At 72.5% G+C, this 18907-nt stretch carries 16 protein-coding genes; 9 read left to right on the top strand and 7 right to left on the bottom strand.

Annotation, left to right across the window (positions count from 1 at the left end; genetic code table 11):
• Nucleotides 1-330: 330 nt before the first annotated feature.
• On the bottom strand, nucleotides 331-891 hold the full coding sequence (locus ACGF7U_RS16985; RefSeq protein ID WP_393107495.1) for a CGNR zinc finger domain-containing protein: 561 nt from the start codon (nucleotides 889-891) through the stop codon (nucleotides 331-333).
• Nucleotides 892-975: 84 nt separating this feature from the next.
• Between ACGF7U_RS16985 and ACGF7U_RS16980 the strand changes: the two genes are divergently transcribed.
• On the top strand, nucleotides 976-1851 hold the full coding sequence (locus ACGF7U_RS16980) for an alpha/beta fold hydrolase (protein WP_393107493.1): 876 nt from the start codon (nucleotides 976-978) through the stop codon (nucleotides 1849-1851).
• Between the two features lie 120 nt (nucleotides 1852-1971).
• On the opposite strand, the gene ACGF7U_RS16975 is transcribed toward ACGF7U_RS16980, so the two are convergent.
• Complete coding sequence (locus ACGF7U_RS16975) at nucleotides 1972-2571, bottom strand: TetR/AcrR family transcriptional regulator (RefSeq protein WP_393107491.1); 600 nt, start codon at nucleotides 2569-2571, stop codon at nucleotides 1972-1974.
• 93 nt (nucleotides 2572-2664) lie between these two features.
• Here ACGF7U_RS16975 and ACGF7U_RS16970 point away from each other — a divergent pair, with 93 nt between their 5' ends.
• Entirely contained in the window at nucleotides 2665-3630 is a 966-nt protein-coding gene (locus tag ACGF7U_RS16970; RefSeq protein ID WP_393107489.1) for an NADP-dependent oxidoreductase, read from the top strand.
• 93 nt (nucleotides 3631-3723) lie between these two features.
• Here the strand turns inward: ACGF7U_RS16970 and ACGF7U_RS16965 are convergent, their stop codons facing one another.
• Nucleotides 3724-3972 carry a hypothetical protein gene (locus tag ACGF7U_RS16965; protein ID WP_393107487.1) on the bottom strand — a complete coding sequence of 83 codons (249 nt, stop codon included), beginning with the start codon at nucleotides 3970-3972 and terminating at the stop codon, nucleotides 3724-3726.
• Nucleotides 3973-4740: 768 nt separating this feature from the next.
• Between ACGF7U_RS16965 and ACGF7U_RS16960 the strand changes: the two genes are divergently transcribed.
• Nucleotides 4741-5760, top strand: coding sequence for a hypothetical protein (locus ACGF7U_RS16960; protein WP_393107485.1), 1020 nt, complete (start codon nucleotides 4741-4743; stop codon nucleotides 5758-5760).
• On the top strand, nucleotides 5753-6229 hold the full coding sequence (locus ACGF7U_RS16955; protein WP_393107483.1) for an anthrone oxygenase family protein: 477 nt from the start codon (nucleotides 5753-5755) through the stop codon (nucleotides 6227-6229). Before ACGF7U_RS16960 ends, ACGF7U_RS16955 begins: the two co-directional genes overlap by 8 nt.
• 155 nt (nucleotides 6230-6384) lie before the next feature.
• On the opposite strand, the gene ACGF7U_RS16950 is transcribed toward ACGF7U_RS16955, so the two are convergent.
• Complete coding sequence (locus ACGF7U_RS16950) at nucleotides 6385-10416, bottom strand: S8 family serine peptidase (protein WP_393107481.1); 4032 nt, start codon at nucleotides 10414-10416, stop codon at nucleotides 6385-6387.
• A 149-nt stretch (nucleotides 10417-10565) separates the two neighbouring features.
• Between ACGF7U_RS16950 and ACGF7U_RS16945 the strand changes: the two genes are divergently transcribed.
• The 5 genes from ACGF7U_RS16945 (at nucleotide 10566) to ACGF7U_RS16925 (ending at nucleotide 15932) form a co-directional block, all read left to right on the top strand.
• Nucleotides 10566-11531 (top strand): LuxR C-terminal-related transcriptional regulator, encoded by a 966-nt coding sequence (locus ACGF7U_RS16945; RefSeq protein WP_393107479.1) that lies wholly within the window; start codon nucleotides 10566-10568, stop codon nucleotides 11529-11531.
• A gap of 232 nt (nucleotides 11532-11763) precedes the next feature.
• On the top strand, nucleotides 11764-12939 hold the full coding sequence (locus tag ACGF7U_RS16940; protein WP_393107477.1) for an erythromycin esterase family protein: 1176 nt from the start codon (nucleotides 11764-11766) through the stop codon (nucleotides 12937-12939).
• Between the two features lie 347 nt (nucleotides 12940-13286).
• Nucleotides 13287-13637: a YciI family protein gene (locus ACGF7U_RS16935; protein ID WP_393107474.1), complete on the top strand. Its 351-nt coding sequence runs from the start codon at nucleotides 13287-13289 to the stop codon at nucleotides 13635-13637.
• A gap of 71 nt (nucleotides 13638-13708) precedes the next feature.
• Nucleotides 13709-14950, top strand: a complete 1242-nt coding sequence (locus tag ACGF7U_RS16930) for an RNA polymerase sigma factor (RefSeq protein ID WP_393107990.1) — start codon at nucleotides 13709-13711, stop codon at nucleotides 14948-14950.
• A 199-nt stretch (nucleotides 14951-15149) separates the two neighbouring features.
• Nucleotides 15150-15932, top strand: a complete 783-nt coding sequence (locus ACGF7U_RS16925; protein ID WP_393107472.1) for a DUF899 domain-containing protein — start codon at nucleotides 15150-15152, stop codon at nucleotides 15930-15932.
• A gap of 100 nt (nucleotides 15933-16032) precedes the next feature.
• On the opposite strand, the gene ACGF7U_RS16920 is transcribed toward ACGF7U_RS16925, so the two are convergent.
• From ACGF7U_RS16920 to ACGF7U_RS16910, 3 genes are all read right to left on the bottom strand, one after another.
• A complete protein-coding gene (locus tag ACGF7U_RS16920; RefSeq protein WP_393107470.1) occupies nucleotides 16033-16479 on the bottom strand; it encodes an OsmC family protein in 447 nt (148 codons plus the stop codon).
• A 243-nt stretch (nucleotides 16480-16722) separates the two neighbouring features.
• Nucleotides 16723-17301, bottom strand: coding sequence for a response regulator transcription factor (locus ACGF7U_RS16915; RefSeq protein ID WP_393107468.1), 579 nt, complete (start codon nucleotides 17299-17301; stop codon nucleotides 16723-16725).
• A 142-nt stretch (nucleotides 17302-17443) separates the two neighbouring features.
• The gene (locus ACGF7U_RS16910; RefSeq protein ID WP_393107466.1) at nucleotides 17444-18049 is read right to left on the bottom strand and encodes a LuxR C-terminal-related transcriptional regulator; all 606 of its coding nucleotides are present in this window, start codon (nucleotides 18047-18049) and stop codon (nucleotides 17444-17446) included.
• Nucleotides 18050-18907 lie beyond the last annotated feature (858 nt).

Raw genomic sequence — 18907 nt, 5'->3', positions numbered from 1 at the left:
CCGCGCTCCCCCTGCGATGCACGGCACCTGACAGCCCTCCGGCGGGTCGCCGCCCGGACGTCGAGATCGGACCGGGCCGCTCGGGCCTGCGGCTTCGGGTGGTCGGCTCCGGCTGTCGGCCCGCTGTCCCCGCCCGCTCGCCGCGCGGATTTGCAGCGCGCATGTCGCGGGTCGTACGTGAATCTGAAGGATGCGGATCTGACTCATACGATCTGAGCAGCGCGGACCTGGCCGGCGCGAACCTCACCAACGCAACCTGACCCGAGCATCTGGGTTGCCATGGCCAAGGACGACATCGCCGGACCAGTCCGAGTATGCCTACGCGTGAGTTCAGGCGGGCCTGTGGCGCTGGTAGTGGCGGGCGACGCGGACGCGGTTGCCGCAGCGGGCGGCCGAGCACCAGCGGCGGCGGGGGTGGGCGGGCAGGAACAGCATCACGCAGTCGTCGGCCTCGCACTGGCGGATCTTGGAGACCGCCGGGTCGGCCAGCAGCTCGGCGGCGGCCTCGGCGAGCCAGGCCGCCAGGCGCGCCCCGCCGCCACCGGCGCGTCGACGGACGGCCGTGACCGAGGTGCCGTTCCAGGCCAGCTCGCTGATGGCGGGTGCGGCACGCTGGGCCTGGTTGAGGGACTCCAGGGCGGTCGCGGATGGTGGCGTCCCCCGGCGCGCATGATCGACGGCCTGGGCAGTGTGCTCGCGGACCGCATGGACGGCGGCCAGGTCCGCGGGGGTGAGCTCGGTGGCGAGCTCCCGCGCCTCCGGTAGCCGGTCGGCCTGGAGGCCCAGCCAGGCGCGCAGGTCGTCGGGGGTGGCCAGCAGATCGCCGGTGGCCGGGCGGGTGTTGACCAGGTCCAGCGCCAGCGGCTCCCCGGTCAGGGGGACGAGATCCATGACGCTAATGCTACACCTCGGGGTTGACACATTAGGCGGACGACTGCTACTCCTAATGGATATCTGCACCAGAAGGGCATTAGCATGTCGACCCTCCCGATCACCCGCACCCGCCACCGCCACCTCGATGTCGACGGCGTCCAGGTCTTCTACCGCGAGTCGCTCCCCGATCGCCCCAACGCGCCGGTGCTGCTGCTTCTGCACGGCTTCCCGTCGGCCTCGCACCAGTTCCGCCGCCTCATCGACGCCCTCGGCTCCCGATACCGGCTGATCGCTCCGGACTACCCCGGCTTCGGCCACACCCGGACTCCCGACGGCTTCACCCACTCCTTCGACCGGCTCGCCGACATCACCGAGGGCTTCGTCCAGCGGCTCGGACTCGATCGGTTCGTGATGTACGTCTTCGACTTCGGAGCGCCGGTCGGCTTCCGGCTCGCCGAGCGGCACCCCGAGTGGATCGCGGGACTGGTCGTGCAGAACGGCAACGCCTATGCCGAGGGGCTGTCGGACGGCGCCCGGGACTTCATCGCCCTGCGCCCCGAGACACCCGGCGCCGAGGACGCCATCCGCGACCTACTCACCCTGCCCGGCACCCGCAGCCAGTACGAGACCGGCGTCGCCGACCCCGAGTCGCTCGCCCCGGACGGCTGGACCCTCGACCAGCACTTCCTGGATCTACCGGGCCGCAAGGAGGCGCAGGTGGCCCTGGCGTTCGACTACCACTCCAACCTCGAGCGCTACGAGCGCTGGCAGGCATGGCTGCGCAGGCACACCCCGCCCACGCTCATCACCTGGGGAAGCAACGACCCGTTCTTCCCCGAGCCCGGTGCCCATGCCTACCGCCGCGACCTGCCCGACGCCGAACTTCACCTTCTCGACACCGGCCACTTCGCCCTCGAAGACCACCTGCCGGAGGTCGCGCCGCTCATCGCCGACTTCCTGGACCGCACCTGGAGCTAGGCGGACACGGCATGCGCGCCGCCCCGCACCCCGCCGACCGACCTCGGCCTGACCGTGCTGTTCACCGCCGCCGCCTGTGATCGCTGTCGGGCATCGAGGCGGCCCCGCAACTCCGCGGCGTCAAAGAGCGGGCGGCGGCGGGTGCGGCAGCGGATGGGCGCCTTCTGGGCGTAGGCCGTCGAAGATGATGGCGAGGTATCGCTGCCACAGGTCGGTCGGGGCCTCCGGCACGTAGCTGGTGACGTAGTTGGGTGCGCACATCAGCAGGATGACGTCGGCGCCGGTGACGTCGGCCCGCAGGGCGCCGTGTTCACGTGCCCGATCGACAAGCTTGTGCACGGTGCGGAACATCTGCTCGCGGGCCCTGGTGACGTCCGCGGTCAGTTCGCCGGCTTCCTGCAGGAACGACAGGTCGCGTTGCTGTTGTTGGGCCGCGGCGACGGTGAGGAACTCCAGCAGCGCGGCGCCCGGGTCCGCCGCCTCGAGCAACTGTTCGCCGACGGCGTTGAGCCCGTCGACCCGGTCGAGGACGATCGCGGCGAGCAACTCGTCCTTCGTGGCGAAGTGACGGAACAGGGTGCCCTTGCCGAGGCCGGCCCGGCGGGCGATGTCGGCGACCGAGACGTCCAGGCCACGCTCCGCGAACTCGTCGGCGGCGGCTGCCAGCAGCAGCCGTCGGTTGCGGGCGGCGTCGGCACGCAACGGACGGGTCGAGGTCACGACGCCACCCTAACAAGTTGACCGCGCGGTCCGCTTGTTGCTAGCTTCGCGACCGATAACATGACCGTCCGGTCCGTTTTTTTGGAGGAGCGCATGAAGGCAGTCGTCGTGACCGGCTACGGACCGCCCGAGCAGTACACCGTGGGGGACGTGCCGGTGCCTCGGCCCGGCCCGGGGCAGATCCAGGTCCGGATCGCCGCCGCCTCGATCAATCCGGCGGACGTCCGGCTGCCCAGCGGGGACTTCCGCGACGTCGTGCCGCTGGGGTTTCCGCACGTGCCCGGCAACGACTTCGCGGGCACGGTCAGCGAGGTCGGCGCCGGCGTGACGGCCTATCAGGTGGGCGACGAGATCTTCGGTCAGGCTGTGCCGCGGGCGCTGCGGGCGATGGCCGGTGCGACCCGGCCGTCGCTGAGCACCGGCTCGCTGGCCGAGTACGCGGTCTTCGAGGCCGACACCCCGTTCCTGGCGCACCGCCCAGCGGGCCTCGACATCGAGCAGGCGGCCGCGCTGCCCACCGTCGGCCTGACCGCACGCGCACTGATGGCCACCGCCGGAGTGCGGCCCGGCGAGACCGTCCTGGTCGTCGGCGCGACCGGCGGCGTCGGAACTGCCGTGATCCCCCTGCTGGCCGCCGCGCAGGCGCGAGTGATCGCCACCGCGACGACCGCTGACGCCGCCATGCTGCGAGCACTCGGCGCCGACGAGACCATCGGGTACGCGGAGTCCGGGTACCCCTACGACGTCGACGTCGCCTTCAACCTGACCCTACCGAGTGACCACCTTGCCGGAGTCGCTGGCGCCATCCGCCCGGGTGGACGCCTCCTCACGATCACCTACCCCGTACCGCAGCAGGAGCGGATCGGCCGCGACGTCCGTCTGCACTTCGTGCTGGACATGGACGGCACCTTCGGCGGGATGCGCGATGTCGGCGAGTTGGCAACCCGCGGAGAACTACGAGCCACGATCGGCCGCCGCTACACCCTCGACCAGGGCGCTCAAGCATGCGTCGACTTCGTCCGCCGGCACACGACCGGCAAGCTCGTCGTCACCGTGTAAAACACACTGCCATCGGCGCCTCCCGGCGACCTGATCGCCGACGATCCACGGAGGACCGCACCTCCTGTGACAGCTGACGTACTCCAGCATGCGTTAGACGACGCCGAATCGCGTGCCGGCACCGACCGTTCGGACATCCTGCTGCCGGATGACCTCGTGTCGATCGGCGAGCGGCTGGACGAACGGCAGTGGATCGACCGGCACGTCCGGCACGGCTGTCACTGGTGCCCCCTGCGCAGCGCCGAGCTGCTCTCGCAGCTCGGCGACCTGCCGGGTGAGTCTAGGCTGGGGCTTGTCGATGTGCTCGAGCCCGTGCGGGGAATGCTGCTCGTCGCCGAGCACCCAACCCGGCCCGGGGACGCCTTGGGCGAAAGCCTCACCCGCCGGGGCCGTCAGGCGACACCAGGACCACGAAGGCGACAGGCCAGGACCGGCCCATCGACCGCGAGCAGCACGTGGCCCAGCGGGCGCGGATCGATCCGCCCGGGTCCGACGGAGGCTCCGGCGACCAGGAGCATCGCCGCCACGCACACGGGGAGTCCCCGCCGCCCGGCCCCGGCCGCGATCTTGCTCATGCGGGCGCCCCAACCGGTTCGCCTCCGTGGCGACGTCGCCCGCGGGGACGAGCGGCGGCGTACCGCGAACGCAGTAGACGTGCGGCGGACACGGGAGGCGCGTACCGCGGGCGCAGCAGAGGAAAGTGCCCACGTCGGCGGGACGACCGGCGGCTGATTCGCGGCCAGTATCTGGGCATCGGCGAACGCCGACCTGATCGTGGGAGGCCTCCGTGCGTGAGCTGACTCGACGACACGCCCTGGGGGCCGCGGTGGTCACGGCTGCGGCGGCAGCGGCTCCGGCGTCGACGCGTCGCCCCGCCACCGCCGCGGGCCGGGCATGGCGCTGGCCGACATCGAACAGTCGGCCAGGGACGAGACGCCCGGAGCCGTGCCGCCGGCGCGACCGCCGCCGCTCGCTGCCACGGCTTCGCCCGCCGAGTGCCCCGCCACCGAGAAACCCGGCCGGAATGCCCCCGGGGAGTCCTGCGTCGCCGATGCCCACCGACAGAGCGCTGGTCGCCTGCGAGCTCCCACCCCATCGAAAGGACCAACAGTGTCAACGTACGTACGGCACGTCACTCCCGTCGCGCCAGAGCGGGCCAACGGACTGGTGGCCAGGGTCTACGAGCAGGCCGACACCGAGGCAAGCAGCATCGGCCCCGCCGTGCGGATGACCTCACCTGCGCCGGAGGTCCTTGCCGCCGGCTGGAGCCTCACCCGCGAAGCGCACCTCGTCGGAGCCGCGCCCGTCCTGGACAAGACGCTGGTGGCGCTCGGCGTGTCACAGGCGAACCACTGCCGCTACGACACGCTCGCCTGGCTGGGCGCCCTGCGGCTTCTCGGCCGGCCGGACCTGGCCGACGCCGTCGACCGGGGTGAACCGCCTGCCGACGCGCGGCACGCGGCACTGCTGGACTGGGCCCGGTCAACCGCCACCCCGGGCGCCCCCGCGCCCCTGCCCGACGAACCGGTCGCCGAATATTTCGGCACAGCACTGATCAGCCACTTCATCAACCGCATGGTGCTCGCCATGCTGCCTGCCGGACTCACGCCCGGCACGCTGGACCCCGCCGACGAGCCGGCCTTCGAGGGCGCCCCGGTGTTCCGGCAATGGCGAACCGACCGGGCACCCGGAGCCAGCCTGCCCCTGCTGGCCGGCCTGCCCGAAGGGCGACCACCGCAGTGGGGCGACGGCACCCCGGCGGGCACGGCGTACGCCACCCTCGCCGCCGTAGCCGGGCAGGGAGCCGGGCTGCTCACCCCCGCGGCCTGCCAAGCCGTACGTGACGTCATCAGTGCGCATCGGGGCCGCCGCCCCGCCGACGCCGGCCATCTGGACGAGCCGCTGTCGAGGCTGCCCGAACAGGAACGGATCGGAGCGCACCTGGCCGTCCTCGCCGGACTCCTACCGGAAGCCCTCACCGACGACGAGGTGGCCGCCTGGCGGGCAACGGACCGGCGGTACTCCGACCACTGCACCGTCTACCTGCTCGCCTATGGGGCCATGGCCGCCGTCGGCCACATCGAAGCAGACCTCGCCGAAGCCCACACGTCCGGAGCGAAGAGTGCCTAGCCGGATCGCCCAGGCACTCGCCGTGCTGTCCACCGGGCTGCTCGCCGGCGCGTTCGCCTACGCCCTCGTCTCCGTCGTTCCCACCTTCGACGCGGTCCCCCTGGACGTCCACCTGCAATACCGCACAGCGCTCATGTACATGAACGGCATCTTCATGCAGGCGCTGATGGCGGTCAGCCTGCTCAGCTCGTTCTGGCTCGCGATCACACTGCGCGTCGCGGCCCGGTGGTACGCCGTCGCGGCGGGCGTGCTCGCACTCACCTCCCTGCTCGTCACCCGCTTCGGAAACGTCCCCATCAACGGAAAGATCAAGACGTGGTCGTCCTCGCTTCCGCCCGACCACGCCGAGATCCTGCAACGCTGGGAGGTCTACCACGACATCCGTACCGCTACCGCCGTCGCGGCGTTCGTACTGCTGATCGTCCTCGTAGACAAGACCCGCAGGGTCACGGCGGCGTCGGCCCGCTGACCTGCCGCAGGCGGTGCAGGCGCCCTCCCAGGTCAGGCGTACCGCAACCCGCGCGTGCAGGGCGTGCGACCCGAGCCGGGACAGCCCCGAGCGTCGCCGTGAACCGGCGGTCGCCCGGGCGCTGTCCCGGCGCGTCGGTCAGGTCACCGTCGCTGTCAGTTCCTGGTGAGCCCGTACGCGTCGCGGACGACCTGCTCTACCCGGTTACCGTCGGTGTCCCACGCCTCGAGCTTGAGGCTGACGGTCGCGTTGGTGGTGTCGGCCGCCTTCGGGTTCTGGTACGTGACCTGGAACGTGTGGTCCGGCCCGGCCTTCACCGATGCCGGCTTCCAGGTCCGGCCGCCGTCGGGTGAGGTCCACATCTTCACGCCGGCGAGTTTCGTCGTGATGCCGGCCCCGGACTGCGCGCTGACGGTGATCCCGTGCCGACCGACGGGCGCGGTGTTGTTCGCCGACAGGCCGAGCTGGTAACTCGGCATGATCATCGGCTCCCACACACACGGGTCGGTCTTGCCGTACAGCACGTGTTCCAGGCAGGTGTTCGGCTGCTGGACCGTCGAGGTGGTCGGGCGTTGCGAGCGGAACGTCCAGGTGGTGTCGATCTGCCTGCCGTACCGCTGGCCCACCCGGTCGGGCTTGTAGCTGCTGGTCGCCCGGTACGTGCTCGCCTCGGCGGGCAGCGTGTAGTAGGGCAACTGGTACGCGTCGTACGCCGGGGTGAGCTCGGTGGCGTTGCCCATCGCGTCCAGCCGGTAGAGGCGGGCCTGCTCGGCCTGCTCGCCTTCCAGCGCGAGGTGGGTCGGGTCGCCCGCGTCGGTGTACTGCCCGGCGCCGACGGCGTGCAGCGAGCGGATCCGCAGCACGTCGCCGGTACGGCAGCTGTCGCACGGCATGGCGTGGCTCCGGTAGATCTCCGGACGGATCCCCGGCCCGCGCTGGCTGTTGCCCGGTATCCGCAGCTCGTTCCAGGACTCCTCGCTGCGCTCGGGTGCGCTGAAGGCCCGGCTCGACACCACGGTGTACAGGCTGGTGGTGGCCAGGTCCCCCGAGTGGAGGGTGCGGTCCCAGACCACGTCCGGGCCGGTGACCGTGTGGTAGTCGGTCCGCGTCGTGCGGCCGACGAACGCGTGGCCGGCCTTGAAGGAGAAGAACTGCCAGGGGTTGTAGGCGTGGCTGACCTCCACCGTGTCCGGCAGCGGTCGACGGCTCCCGTTCACGGCGGGCTGGTCGGCGTGGTAGGTCGCCCGCACCTGAGCGAGGTCCGCGTCCCGTGCGGGTTGCGGCATCGACTCGGGAATGCCGTCGTTGAAGTAGTGGACGATCTTGTATTCGTACGGTGCCTGCATCTGGGCGCGGATCGTGACGGGCGGGCTGGCCTTCTCGGCGACCGCCACCGCCAGTTTCCCCGCGGTGGCGGTGTCGACGATCAACACGGGCAGGTCGATCTCGTCGTACCTCAGCGGGTCGGTGGGCAGCGTCATGTCGGTGACCAGCCCCGCCGCCCGGCCGGCGATGGCCGCGTCGGTGGCGGCGAACATCTCCTGCTGGGACCTGGCCGGGACGAACACCAGCGCGCCGCGGACATCACCTCCGGCGTCCAGGACGTCCGCCCCGACCAACCGGGAACGCCGGTCGGTCTCGAAGGCCGCCACCTGCGGCTGGAGCAGGCTGCCGTAGTCGTCGGCGTACCGTGCGGGCATGGGTCCCTGCCGGCCGCCCAGATCGAGGAGCGCCTGGGGCGCGATCTGGATGACGTCGGGCGAGAACCAGAACCTACCGATGGCGCCCGGCTTGGTCGGCGACACCCGGTAGTAGCCGGCGCTCAGGTAACCCGCTGCGGTCTGTGCGCCGTTGTACGCACGGCCGGACGCGGCGACGTAGCCCCATGCGAAGTTCGCGGTGTGCGGGACGCTCGGCTGCTCGGTCCGGAACGTGACGGGGGTCGTCTCGGCAAGGTCGAACGTCACGGTGGCGTCGCCCGGCACCGGGACCTCGGGCTCGAACAACAGGTTCGTGTGGACGTACGAGTTCGGCGGGCTGCCGGCCGCCCGGTCGTTGGCGATGGTCTCGACTCCGTAGACGCCGCCCTCGGCCACCCGCATCTTCACCTCCCAGGTGTCCTGCGTCCCCTCGACGCGCCGCCAGCCGTTCCAGTCGCTCGTGTAGCCGCGCGGCGCTCCCTCCAGCTTCGGGTCGGTGTCGTTGAGCATCACGGCGCCGACCGTGTACGCGGCGGCGGGCTCGATGGGCTGCCCGGGGCGGCCGACGAGGCGGACGGTCAGGGTGGCCATCTTGGCCCCCAACCGCGCGCTGAGCGGCACGACGACCTGGTTGCCGGCGGCGTTGCGGGCGCGCAGCCGACCGGTGAACACGCCGGCGGCACCGGCGGTCGGTTCCATGGTGAGCGTCACGCTCGCCGACCCGGAGGCGGGCACGGTGATCCTGTCCCGATCGAGGGTGGCGAACCCGGAGGGGGCGGGGCTGCCGTTCTCTCCGGTCATCGACAGGTCCAGGTCAAGCTCGACGGGACTGCTGCCGGCGTTGTGGTAGGTGATGGTGCGGGTCAGGGTCTGGCCGGTGTACGGGTGGTCGAATCGCCCGGACACCTTCGGCGTGTCGACGGTGATCGGCTGGGTCACCGCCCGCCCCACGTCGAGCCGTCCGGCGCCGTGCTCGTAGACGGTGCCGCTGACGCTGGCCGCGCTGCCGACCAGCGCCGTCTTGAGCTGGCTGTTGGTCCAGTCCGGGTGCTGCTGGGCCAGGATCGCCGCCGCGGCCGCCACGTGCGGGGTGGCCATCGAGGTGCCGGACGCGGCGGTGTACCGGTCGTTGAGCGGGGTGCCCATCGTGGTGCCCGCCGCGCGGGCCGCCACGGTGTTCACCCCGGGCGCAGTGATCTCCGGCTTGATCGCGAAGTCACCGAGGCGGGGGCCGCGGCTGGAGAAGCTGGCGAGCTGGTCGTTCGCGTCGACCGCGCCCACGGTCAGCGCCGCGTCCGCCGCGCCCGGTGCGGCGACCGTGCCGGCGCCGGGACCGTCGTTGCCGGCGGCGATCACGAACAACGTGCCGTGTTTCGCGGTGAGGTCGTTGACCGCCAGGCTGAGCGGGTCCGTTCCGTCCGTCGCGCCGCCGCCCAGGCTCATGCTCACGATCGCCGCGTCCTGCGGACCCGCCGCCCACTCCATGGCCGCGATGATCTCCGAGTCGGTACCGCCACCGTTGTCGTCGAGCGCTTTGGCGATGGCGAGGTCGACGCCGGCGGCGACTCCCCGGTACCGGCCGGCGGACGCCGCGCCCGACCCGGTGACGATCGAGGCGACGTGGGTGCCGTGGCCGTGGCCGTCCTTGGCGTCGTCCGGCGTGCCGCCTCCCGGGCGGCCGGCCGGGATGAAGTTGCGCTCGCGCACCACCGTGCCAGCGAGGTCGGGGTGGGTGTCGTCGATGCCGGTGTCGATGATCGCGACCTTGACGCCCTTGCCGGTGTATCCCGCCTGCCAGGCGGTCGGCGCGCCGATCTGCCCGTTGCTGACGTCGTCCAGCGCCCTGACCCGGCCGTCCAGCCAGACCTTCTCCAGACCGGACCTCGGGTCGGTCACGTCCTGCCAGAAGTCGTTGGCCTTCTTCTTCGCCACCGCCACGGCGGCGCCGTTGACGCTGTCCAGGCCCCGCGACTTGCTGGCGCCGCGCAGGGTCTTCGCCTTGGCGGTGAGCCGGGCGGCCGAGATGTCCTGCTCGTACCGCACGATCACCGGGACCTCGGCGGTACTGGCATCGGCGTACGCGTTCTCGGCCAGGTAGGTGAGGTCGAACAACCGCTCGTCGAGCAACCCCGAGGCGATCGCCGCCTGCCCGTCGCTGGGCAGCGCGTAGTAGTGGCCGTCCTCGGCGGTGCGGAGGCGGTAGCTCACGCCCTCCCGGCCCGGGACGGGGTCGATCGTCGCAGCCACCCGGCCGTCGCCGAACCTGGTGTACTCGACCGTGTCCCCGGTGATCAGCGTGATCGACGTCGACTCGGGTCCGGCGAAGGCGACGGGCACGCCGCCACCCGGCGTCGCGTCACGGGCGGCGCCGGCGTCGCCCCCGGGTCCCGGTGCGGCGACGCCGGCGCCCGGCGTCGCGGTCAGGGCCCCGACGGTCACGGCCGCCAGTACCGGCCCGAACCATCGGCCATGGAACGTTCGTCTCATCCTCGGTGCTCCCTCGGCTCGTGGTCGAACAGGTCGTCCCAGTGGGAGAGAGTCAAACGTGAGTGATCATCGTGGTCTAGACTTCGAGCTGGCCGAATGTGGAAGGTTCCACATCTGGCCAGCGAGCCGGGTCGCTCAGGGGAGGACGGGTGCTCGAGGCGCTGGGCATCAGCCCGTTCGAGGAACAGGTGTATCGAGCGGTGCTGCGGCGCGCCGAGGTGTCCTCCGCCGAACTCGCCACGGTGCTCGACGCGACAGCCCGCATGCTCGGCCGGACGCTGTCCCGGCTGGAGTCGCTGGGTCTGATCCGCAGCACGGGTCGGGGCCGCTACCGGCCAGCGTCGCCCGAAGCCACCATCGAGAGGCTCATCTTCCAGCACCGGGCCGGCCTGGCGCAGGCACGCGCCGCCGTGGCCGAGCTGGTCGACGACTTCCGGCTCGGCAACCTGCAGGCACACCCGTCCGGGCTGATCGAGACCGTCGTCGGCGCCGCCGCGATCTCCCTGCGTCTGTCCGAGTTGGAGCGGCTGACGACAACCTCGATCATGACCTTCGACCGTCCCCCGTACACCCAGCAGTTCGGGGAGTTCGACGAGGTCGGCGTCGAGCGCCCGCTGCTTGAGTCCGGCGTCGAGATCCGGGCCATCTACGACACCGCGGCACTGGAACTGCCGGGCCGACTGGCCGTCATCACCGAGCTGGTCCGGCTCGGCGAGCAGGCCCGTGCCCTGCCGACGGTGCCGGTCAAACTCAGGGTCTATGACGACCAGGTCGGCGTCATCATGCTCGTCGCCGGCACGGTGGAGACCGAAGCCGCCGCCATCATCCACCGATCGTCGCTGCTGGACGCGCTGATCGCGCTCTTCGAGGCGCACTGGTCCCTCGCCAGTCCCATCGTGCCCGACTCACACGGCACCGGCGCCGACGAGCTGACCGAGCAGGAGACGGTGGTCGCCCGGCTGCTGGGCGCCGGCCTGACCGACCAGGCGATCGCCCGGCAGTTGGGGGTCAGCTCACGCACCGCGCGCCGCCGTATCGCCATGGTGATGGAGCGGCTGGGGGCGACGACCCGATTCGAGGCCGGCGTGGCGGCCGTCCGCCGCGGCTGGCTCTGATCTCGCCTTCGGGCGTCCACGGGTCGTTCGGCGGCACCCGCGCGTCGATGGGATCACGCGGGGCGCGGCCGGCCACCGCCGTTCGACAAGGGCCGAGTGCGGTGCGGCGGCCGGACCACCGGCCGGGTCCACCGACACGGCCGGTTCATCGCCGATTGAAGGTTCGTCCGCTCCAGTCGCGAGGATTCTGGGTGAAAGTCTCAACCGAGAGTTCAACGATACCGTTGACGGAATGAATATCGTGGACTCGGCCCGGCCACTCGATGGCGCGGGCGTCTCGGCGTTCCTCCGCTCGCTTCCCGCCCGCCCCCTGCTGCTCGGCCTGGGCGAGGCCCGGCACTTCGTCGAAGAGCTGGGCGAGTTGCGCAACGAGGTCTTCCGGCACCTGGTCGAGCACGAGGGCTACCGGTCGTTCGCCATCGAGAGCGACTGCCTCAGGGGCCTCGTGGTGGACGGCTACATCAGGACGGGCGCGGGCACCCTCGATGACGTCATGGAGCGTGGCTTCAGCCACGGCTTCGGCGCGTCACCGGCCAACCGGGAGCTCGTGCGCTGGATGCGGGCATACAACGAGGAGCACGACGAAAAGCTGCGGTTCTTCGGGTTCGACGGTCCGCTGGAGTATTGGGCGGCGAGCCCGCGTCAGGCGCTCACCGCCCTCTACGACCTCCTCGACGGCCCGCTCCCCCGCACCGTGGTGACCAGAGAAACCCTCGATGCGCTGCTGGGCCCCGACGACCGGTGGTCGACCGAGGCCGCAGCCATGGATCCCGCCCAGTCGATCGGCCGGTCCGTCGACGCCCAGCGGCTGCGGCTGGTCGCCGACGACCTGGTGGCGCTGCTGGACACGCAGGCACCGCAGCTGAGCGCGGAGGACAGGGCGCGGGCGGCACTGTACGCGCGCACCGCCACCGGCCTGCTCCGCTACCACTACTGGATGGCCGACGCGTCCCCGGCACGGTGGACGCGGCTGTCTGCCCTGCGGGACGCGCTGATGGCCGCCAACCTGCGTGCGGTCGCCGAGCACGGCCCGGCACTGGTCTCCGCCAGCAATCTCCACCTGCAGCGGAACAGGAGCTCCATGTCGTTCGGCGACCAACAGCTGGAATGGTGGAGCGCGGGGGCGATAACCGCGACGCACCTGGGCGACCGGTACGCCTTCCTGGCCTCAGCCCTCGGCACGGCCGGCGACGACACCCCGCCCCCGGACACCGTCGAGGGCATCCTGTCCACGCTGCCGTGGAACCGCTGTCTCGTCGACGCCCGCCGCCTGGCCCGGGCCGTCACGGAACCCACCCGCCGCGTCTCCCACGATTTCGCCTACTTCCCGCTCGACCCGGCACACCTCGACATGATCGACGGCGTCGTCTTCCTCAAGCGGGCTGTCAGACTGAGTGCGCTGGGTTGACGGGGCGCGTGCGCGTCGGTGTGGGCCGACAGACAGGTCACGACCCCGAGCCGGGGGGCGGTCTGACGGTGAGGCTGGCCGACGGCAGTGACGCGATCGCCGGTCGTACGGATCCTGGTGGACGGACGGTCGGCGATGGCGGTGTCGGCAGGCGGGGGCAGGTGCGCGATCGGCACGCGCGGGTCCCTCGGCTGGCGGGCGGTACGAGGGAGAGGGCTCCGCAGCCGGGAGTCGGAGCGGTCCGGGTGGATTATTTCCGGCGGGGGTGTCCATCTGGCGGGGTCTCGTCCGTAGAGATTGCGTGCGGCCGCCGCCGCACGAGGGCAGGGACGGACAGGAGACAAATCGTGAAGTACCTACTGTTGATCAATGCTGGCGCGGTGGACGGGAACGGTGTGAACACCGGCTGCACGGTCGAGGACTGGATCGCCTACGACAAGGAGGTCAGGGATGCCGGCATCTTCGTCTGCGGAGAGTCGCTGGCCGATCTGGTGACCGCCACGACGGTGCGGGTCGGGTCGGACGGCCAGCGGATCGTGACCGACGGGCCGTTCGCCGAGACGCGCGAGGTGCTCGGCGGCTTCTACGTGATCGACGTGCCGGACCTCGACGCCGCGTTGGACTGGGCCGCCCGCTGCCCCGGCGCCTGGGGTGACGGCTCGGTCGTGATCCGGCCGGTGGCCGAGTTCGGGGCCTGACCGCGATGGACGCACTGGCGGCCGGCGCCGCGGCGCCGGACAGGTCATCGGCGGCGTCGCCCGAGACGCCGATGGCGTTGGTGGCGGCGGTGTTCCGCGAGGAACGCGGCCGGCTGCTGGCCGCCCTGGTGCGCCGCTTCGGCGACCTGGACCTCGCGGAGGAGGTCACCTCCGAAGCGGTCGAGGCGGCGCTGGCGTCGTGGCCGGTCGACGGGGTTCCGCCCCGGCCGGGAGCGTGGCTGATGACCACGGCGCGGCGCCGGGCGATCGACCGGTTGCGCCGCGACCAGGCGTACGCGGCGCGGCTGGCCATCCTCCAGGCGGAGGCCGACCGTGCCGGTCCGGTCCCACCCCCGGAGCCCGGCGGCGACCTCCCGGACGAGCGGCTGCTGCTGTTCTTCACCTGCGCGCACCCGGCGCTGGCGGCGGAGGACCGTGGCGCGCTGACCCTGCGCTTTCTGGCCGGGCTGACCACCACCGAGGTGGCGCGGGCGTTCCTGGTACCGGCGCAGACGATGGCCAAGCGGATCACGCGGGCGAAGCAGAAGATCAGGCAAGCGCGGATCCCGTTCCGGGTGCCGCCCGCCGACGAGTTGCCGCAGCGGCTGCCGGGGGTCCTGCAAGCGGTGTACTCGATCTTCACCGAGGGGTACGCGGCCAGCGCGGGCCCGCGGCTGCAACGCGTCGACCTCGCCGAGGAGGCCATCCGGCTGGCCCGGATACTGCGCCAACTGCTGCCCACCGAGCGGGAGGTGGCCGGGCTGCTCGCCCTGATGTTGCTCGTCCACGCCCGACGCGACGCGCGCACCGGGCCGGACGGCGAACTGGTCCTGCTCGACGATCAGGACCGCGGCCGCTGGGACCGCGCCATGATCGCCGAGGGGATCGGGCTGGTCCGGGCCGCGTTGACCGGCGGGCCGCCCGGCCGGTACGGAGTGCAGGCGGCGATCGCCGCGCTGCACGACGAGGCGGCCGACGTGGCCACCACCGACTGGCCCCAGATCGTGGCGCTCTACGACGTGCTGCTGGCACTGACCGACTCCCCCATCGTCGCGGTGAACCGGGCGGTGGCCGTGGCGATGCGCGACGGCCCGCAGGCCGGCCTGGCGCTGCTGGACGAGCTCGCCGACGAGGCGCTGCTGCGCGGCTACCACCCCTACACCGTCGCCCGGGCCGACCTGCTGCACCGGGCCGGCCGTCACGCCGAGGCGGCCGCCGCCTACCGGGAGGCGCTCGACCTGGCCGGCACCGCACCCGAACGGGACCTCCTCCGGCGCAGGCTCACCGAATGCGGGCAGCAGTCCTTCGGCTGACCTGCCGGTCCGTAACCCGCTCACCGCATCCCCCGGGAGATTCGGCTGGACACCGCACGCCCGTCCTCCCGACGAGCGCCGCGGGTGCAGGATCGGCCGAGGCCCCCGCAGCGATGAGTTTCGGCCGCGTTCCGCGTCTGTCCCGGTGTCGTAGTACGTCGTACGACGCCGCCTGGCACGAGACACCACGGAGGACACCATGACGACCACGCCCGACGCCCCGACCAGCGCGCTGCCCGGCCGCCCGCCCGTGGTCGACCTGGCCACCTGGCAGGCCGCCCGCGACGAGCTCCTGGTCCGCGAGAAGGCCCACACCCGCGAGGGCGATGCCATCGCCGCGGCCCGCCGCCGGCTGCCGATGGTCGAGCTCGACGCGACGGTCGAGGTCGTCGGGCCCGACGGCCCGACCCCGTTCCTCGACCTGTTCCAGGGCCGCGACGAACTCGTGGTCTACAAGCACATGTGGTGGGACGGCGCTCCGCACCAGGGACAGTGCGAGGGCTGCACCACCACCGCCTGGCACCTGAAGGACGCCGCCTACCTCAACGCCCGCGGCGTCTCGTTCGCCATCCTGACCGTCGGCCGGTGGGACGAGGTCGCCCCCTACGTCGAGTTCATGGGCTACACCCAGCCCTGGTACTCGGTGCGCGACGTGGACGCCCCCGTCGGCGGCAGCATGGGGTCCATCACCTGCTTCCTACGGGACGGCGACCGCGCGTTCCTCACCTATTCCACGACAAGCCGTGGCAACGAGCCGGTCAACGGCTCCTTCGGCCTGCTCGACATGACGCCCTACGGCCGCGGCGAGGCGTGGGAGGACAACCCCGAGGGCTGGCCCGAGGGGCGCAACGCGTGCTGGTACTGGCGCACGGACGCGGACGGAAACGCCACCTGGGGCCCGACCAGCCGCCCCGTGCCCCAGTGGACCCGCCCCGGCGCAACCCCCGTGGAGACCCTCGGCCGGCACGGCCACCACCACTGACCCGCCTCCGTCGACGGCGTCGGCGTCGGCGTCGGCACGCTCTCAGCGCCCGGGCTGATGATCGAACGCCTCACCGCCCGGCTCCGCCGGGTGACGTCCTTCAGACGTCACCGGCGGAGCCGGCAGCCTCGACGATCGAGACGGGAGTGCCGAGTTCGACGGTGCGGGAGACGGTGCAGAGCCGGTCGTGCGACTGCCGCAACGACCGGGGCAGCGCCTCACGTGCCCGGTCGCCGTCCGCGCCCACCGGGAACGTCACGGTGAACCGGGCCTCGAGGTTCTGCATCCGGTTTGCTCCGGCCTCGTCCCGGATCTTGTCGCCGGTGACCTCGACCGAGAACTGGATCGGCTCGGCGCGGCGGCTCGTGACGAGGTCCACGTCGACCGCGGTGCAGCCGCCGATGGCCGCCAGGAGCAGCTCCACCGGCGTGAAGCTGGCGTCCTCGCCCGTGCCCATCGACATCGATCCGCCGCGGACGTTCCGCACGACGTACCGTCCGACGCTGGTGCGCTCGATCTCGACCGAGCGGAAGGTGTCCGCACTCATGACGGGCACGCTACCCAGGCCCTCTCGTCCCTGGGAAACCGGCCTGCCCGGCCGACGGGCGCTCGCCGCAACCGTCGGGGAAGGGCGCCCACCAGTGGTCCACCACCGCCCGGAGGCTGATCTGGCTGGAGCGCCCAGGGATGCACCGGCCCCGGCCCCCGGCACGGGCCCGGCGACGCCGGTGGCGTGGCGACCTCGCCACACCACCGGCGCCCCGCCCTGCCTCTGTCGTGCCTACCGCCGTCAGATCCAGCCGGCCTCGCGGGCTACCCGCACCGCCTCCACCCTGGTCCGCGCGCCCGCCTTGCGGGCGATCCGCCCGAGGTGGTTGCGCACCGTCCCCGCGGCGAGGCCGAGCGCCCGGGCGACCTCCACCACCGGCGCCCCGGCCGCGGTCAGGTCGAGGATCTGCGTCTCCCGCGAGGTCAGTGGGCTGTCCCGGGTCAGCGCCGCCATCACCAGATCCGCGTCGATCACCGACTCCCGCCGGGCCAACCGTCGGATCCCGTCCACGACCCGCTGCGGCGAGACGTCGCTGCCGAGGACGCCGACCGTCCGTCCGGGCGCGAGGACCCGGTGCAGGCTGCGCGCGCGGCGGCGGTCCGCGAGCACCAGCAGGGGGCACTGCCCCGCCATCCCGTTCCCACCGACGAGATCGAGGTCCACGACCGCCACGTCGGGCCGTTGCGCCCGCACCGCCTGTGGGAGCGCGTCGCCCCGGTCCAGCTCCGCCACCACACTGATGTCCTCCTCGGCGGCGAGGACGAGCGAGAGGGCGCCGCGGACCAGGGCACCGTCGAGGGCGAGCAGGGTACGGATCACGGTGGACCTTCCCGAGCATCGTCAGGTGGATCACGGACCGTCCGCATTCAAACACATACCAATCGGTATCGCTCGGCGAGCGGAGAGCACCTCCCCTCCTGGAGACAGGCGCACGGGGTGCCTGCCAGACCGGCTCCACCGGTCACATCCAACCGTCGCGGCGGGCGCGCCACACCGCCTCCATCCGGTTGCGCGCACCCGTCTTGCGCATGATCGCCGACAGGTGGTTGCGTACCGTCCCGTGCGCCAGGAAGAGCCTGCGGGCGATCTCCTTGAGCGGCAGACCCTCGGCGGCCACCCGCAGCACCTCCACCTCCCGGCGGGTCAGCGGGCTGGACGGCGGACGCAGCGCCGTCGCGGCGGCCTCCGCGTCGATGACCTTGCCGCCGGCGGCGAGTTCCCGCACGGCGTCGACCAGCGCCTCCAACGGGGCGTCCTTGCCGATCAGGCCCCGCACCCCGGCGGCTAGGAGGTCCCCGACCACCGCCGGGCTCCACCGGCGTCCCATGGCGAGCACGGCCGTGTCCGGCCCCGCCTCGGTGATGGTCGCGACGACGTCGACCGGCTGCGGCACGTCCGACGCCAGGTCGACCAACACCACGTCGGGCCGGTGCCGGCGCACCACGTCGGACAGGTCCGTCGTTCCGGCCACCTCGGCGACGACCTCGATCTCCTCCTCGCTCGACAACGCGGCGCACAGCGCGGTGCGCAACAGGCGCATCTCCTCGGCGACGACAACGCGGATCAACGCGGAGCTCCGATCTGGGGTACGCGGTGGCGATCGGGTCCCTTGGACGGGACTTCGCGGGCCGGCCGCGTGGACGGACGGGGTCCCGCCCGTGACGCGTCGGCTGGCGAGTGACGGGCACGGGCACGTGTGACCACGCGCCGGGCGGTGCGGCCGGACGAGCCGGATGACCGCGCGGGCGGGTCCGCCGGGACTCAGCCGGGGCGCACGCTCGCCCCGGGCAGCCGGTCGCCAGGTGGCACGGGTGGTGGGACGAAGCCGTGGCCGACCGTCGTCGGCCACTGCGCGTCGAGGATCGGCCCGGACCCGATCGCGCCGGCGTCCACGGTGGCGGTGCGGTCGTCGCCGGGCGCGGGACGGCCGGACGGGGACCCTGCCGGCAGAGGCGCCGGCAGGAGGGTCGACCGGGCAACCGGCAGCCCGCGCCGCCCCGGCGAGGGGACGGCCTCCGGCACGGTGACGGGCGGGGGGCGGAACGTCGGGCGACGCACTGGGCATCGACCTTCCTTGTCGGGAACGTCGACACATCGTAAAGACCTGATTACCTGATCGCAGCTCGTGGATGCCCGGTGACGGATTACCGACTGGATCGCCGGACGGCCCGCGCCGTGCGCTGGGCGCGCCGACGCGACGCGTCAGGGTGACGGCGGTACGGCGCCGACGCGCGACCGTGGCACCGGCGCGGGGGCCTGCCGGGGACCGTCCCCGACGAGCTGGACGGCGACCTTCCCGCCGGCGGCTGGCGCCCGCGCCGGCCCGGGGCGCCCGCCCCCCCCCCCCCCCCCCCCCCCCCCCCCCCCCCCCCCCCCCCCCCCCCCCCCCCCCCCCCCCCCCACCCCCCCCCCCCCCCCGCGGCCC

It is taken from the genome of Micromonospora sp. NPDC047670 (genome assembly GCF_043204915.1).
In the GTDB taxonomy this organism is placed as follows: domain Bacteria; phylum Actinomycetota; class Actinomycetes; order Mycobacteriales; family Micromonosporaceae; genus Micromonospora.
This window is presented reverse-complemented; position numbering and strand designations above follow the sequence as displayed.

Coding starts and splice junctions, on each gene's coding strand:
- ACGF7U_RS16985 (WP_393107495.1), bottom strand. CDS start 891: ATGGATCTCGTCCCCCTGACCGGGGAGCCGCTGGCGCTGGACCTGGTC.
- ACGF7U_RS16980 (WP_393107493.1), top strand. CDS start 976: ATGTCGACCCTCCCGATCACCCGCACCCGCCACCGCCACCTCGATGTC.
- ACGF7U_RS16970 (WP_393107489.1), top strand. CDS start 2,665: ATGAAGGCAGTCGTCGTGACCGGCTACGGACCGCCCGAGCAGTACACC.
- ACGF7U_RS16950 (WP_393107481.1), bottom strand. CDS start 10,416: ATGAGACGAACGTTCCATGGCCGATGGTTCGGGCCGGTACTGGCGGCC.
- ACGF7U_RS16940 (WP_393107477.1), top strand. CDS start 11,764: ATGAATATCGTGGACTCGGCCCGGCCACTCGATGGCGCGGGCGTCTCG.
- ACGF7U_RS16930 (WP_393107990.1), top strand. CDS start 13,709: ATGGCGTTGGTGGCGGCGGTGTTCCGCGAGGAACGCGGCCGGCTGCTG.
- ACGF7U_RS16925 (WP_393107472.1), top strand. CDS start 15,150: ATGACGACCACGCCCGACGCCCCGACCAGCGCGCTGCCCGGCCGCCCG.
- ACGF7U_RS16920 (WP_393107470.1), bottom strand. CDS start 16,479: ATGAGTGCGGACACCTTCCGCTCGGTCGAGATCGAGCGCACCAGCGTC.